This window comes from Xenorhabdus stockiae (assembly GCF_002632825.1).
Lineage (GTDB): Bacteria > Pseudomonadota > Gammaproteobacteria > Enterobacterales > Enterobacteriaceae > Xenorhabdus > Xenorhabdus stockiae.
On record NZ_NJAJ01000008.1, the window covers coordinates 161,415 to 164,368 of the forward strand.

1 rRNA gene is annotated in these 2,954 nt (G+C 53.9%); it reads left to right on the top strand.

Annotation, left to right across the window (positions count from 1 at the left end):
• Nucleotides 1-25 precede the first annotated feature (25 nt).
• Nucleotides 26-2,934 (top strand): 23S ribosomal RNA (locus Xsto_RS23070).
• Nucleotides 2,935-2,954: the final 20 nt, after the last annotated feature.

The window sequence follows — 2,954 nt, forward strand, 5'->3', positions numbered from 1 at the left end:
ATCCGAAGACACCTTCGGGTTGTGAGGTTAAGCGACTAAGCGTACACGGTGGATGCCTAGGCAGTCAGAGGCGATGAAGGGCGTGCTAATCTGCGATAAGCGCCGGGAAGGGGATATGACCCGCAAGACCCGGCGATACCCGAATGGGGAAACCCAGTGCAATCCGTTGCACTATCCTGACCTGAATTCATAGGGTCAGGAGGCGAACCGGGGGAACTGAAACATCTCAGTACCCCGAGGAAAAGAAATCAACCGAGATTCCCCCAGTAGCGGCGAGCGAACGGGGAGGAGCCCAGAACCAACATCAGTGTCAGCGTCAGGAGAACGGTCTGGAAAGGCCGGCAGTAAAGGGTGATAGCCCCGTATCTGAAAACGCTGGCAGTGGGAGTTCGATGAGTAGGGCGGGACACGTGGTATCCTGTCTGAATATGGGGGGACCATCCTCCAAGGCTAAATACTCCTGACTGACCGATAGTGAACCAGTACCGTGAGGGAAAGGCGAAAAGAACCCCGGCGAGGGGAGTGAAAGAGAACCTGAAACCGTGTACGTACAAGCAGTGGGAGCACCCTTTGGGGTGTGACTGCGTACCTTTTGTATAATGGGTCAGCGACTTATATTCTGTAGCAAGGTTAACCGTATAGGGGAGCCGCAGGGAAACCGAGTCTTAACTGGGCGTTAAGTTGCAGGGTATAGACCCGAAACCCGGTGATCTAGCCATGGGCAGGTTGAAGGTTGGGTAACACTAACTGGAGGACCGAACCGACTAATGTTGAAAAATTAGCGGATGACTTGTGGCTGGGGGTGAAAGGCCAATCAAACCGGGAGATAGCTGGTTCTCCCCGAAAGCTATTTAGGTAGCGCCTCGTGAATTCATCTTCGGGGGTAGAGCACTGTTTCGGCTAGGGGGTCATCCCGACTTACCAACCCGATGCAAACTGCGAATACCGAAGAATGTTATCACGGGAGACACACGGCGGGTGCTAACGTCCGTCGTGAAGAGGGAAACAACCCAGACCGCCAGCTAAGGTCCCCAAGTCATGGTTAAGTGGGAAACGAAGTGGGAAGGCTCAGACAGCCAGGATGTTGGCTTAGAAGCAGCCATCATTTAAAGAAAGCGTAATAGCTCACTGGTCGAGTCGGCCTGCGCGGAAGATGTAACGGGGCTAAACCATGCACCGAAGCTGCGGCAGCGACACGTAAGTGTTGTTGGGTAGGGGAGCGTTCTGTAAGCCGTTGAAGGTGGCCTGTGAGGGCTGCTGGAGGTATCAGAAGTGCGAATGCTGACATAAGTAACGATAATGCGGGTGAAAAACCCGCACGCCGGAAGACCAAGGGTTCCTGTCCAACGTTAATCGGGGCAGGGTGAGTCGACCCCTAAGGCGAGGCTGAAAAGCGTAGTCGATGGGAAACAGGTTAATATTCCTGTACTTGGTGTTACTGCGAAGGGGGGACGGAGAAGGCTATGTCATCCGGGCGACGGTCGTCCCGGTTTAAGCGTGTAGGTGGGCAGTCTTGGTAAATCCGGACCGCTGTATAACACTGAGGCGTGATGACGAGGCACTACGGTGCTGAAGTGACAGATGCCCGGCTTCCAGGAAAAGCCTCTAAGCTCCAGGTAACATTGAATCGTACCCCAAACCGACACAGGTGGTCAGGTAGAGAATACTCAGGCGCTTGAGAGAACTCGGGTGAAGGAACTAGGCAAAATGGTGCCGTAACTTCGGGAGAAGGCACGCTGGCAGTAGGTGAAGGGACTTGCTCCCGGAGCTGAAGCCAGTCGCAGATACCAGCTGGCTGCAACTGTTTAATAAAAACACAGCACTGTGCAAACACGAAAGTGGACGTATACGGTGTGACGCCTGCCCGGTGCTGGAAGGTTAATTGATGGGGTTATCCGTAAGGAGAAGCTCTTGATCGAAGCCCCAGTAAACGGCGGCCGTAACTATAACGGTCCTAAGGTAGCGAAATTCCTTGTCGGGTAAGTTCCGACCTGCACGAATGGCGTAATGATGGCCAGGCTGTCTCCACCCGAGACTCAGTGAAATTGAACTCGCTGTGAAGATGCAGTGTACCCGCGGCAAGACGGAAAGACCCCGTGAACCTTTACTATAGCTTGACACTGAACACTGGTCCTTGATGTGTAGGATAGGTGGGAGGCTAAGAAGTGTGGACGCCAGTCTGCATGGAGCCATCCTTGAAATACCACCCTTTAATGGCTGGTGTTCTAACGTAGGCCCGTTATCCGGGTTGCGGACAGTGTCTGGTGGGTAGTTTGACTGGGGCGGTCTCCTCCCAAAGCGTAACGGAGGAGCACGAAGGTTAGCTAATCACGGTCGGACATCGTGAGGTTAGTGCAAAGGCATAAGCTAGCTTGACTGCGAGCGTGACGGCGCGAGCAGGTACGAAAGTAGGTCTTAGTGATCCGGTGGTTCTGAATGGAAGGGCCATCGCTCAACGGATAAAAGGTACTCCGGGGATAACAGGCTGATACCGCCCAAGAGTTCATATCGACGGCGGTGTTTGGCACCTCGATGTCGGCTCATCACATCCTGGGGCTGAAGTAGGTCCCAAGGGTACGGCTGTTCGCCGTTTAAAGTGGTACGCGAGCTGGGTTTAGAACGTCGTGAGACAGTTCGGTCCCTATCTGCCGTGGGCGTTGGAAGATTGAAAGGGGCTGCTCCTAGTACGAGAGGACCGGAGTGGACGCACCACTGGTGTTCGGGTTGTCATGCCAATGGCACTGCCCGGTAGCTAAGTGCGGAAGAGATAACCGCTGAAAGCATCTAAGCGGGAAACTTGCCTTGAGATGAGTCTTCCCTGATTCCTTGAGAATCCTAAAGGAACGTTCGAGACGAGGACGTAGATAGGCTGGGTGTGTAAGCGTTGCGAGACGTTGAGCTAACCAGTACTAATGAACCGTGCGGCTTAACCTGACAACACCGAAGGTGTTTTG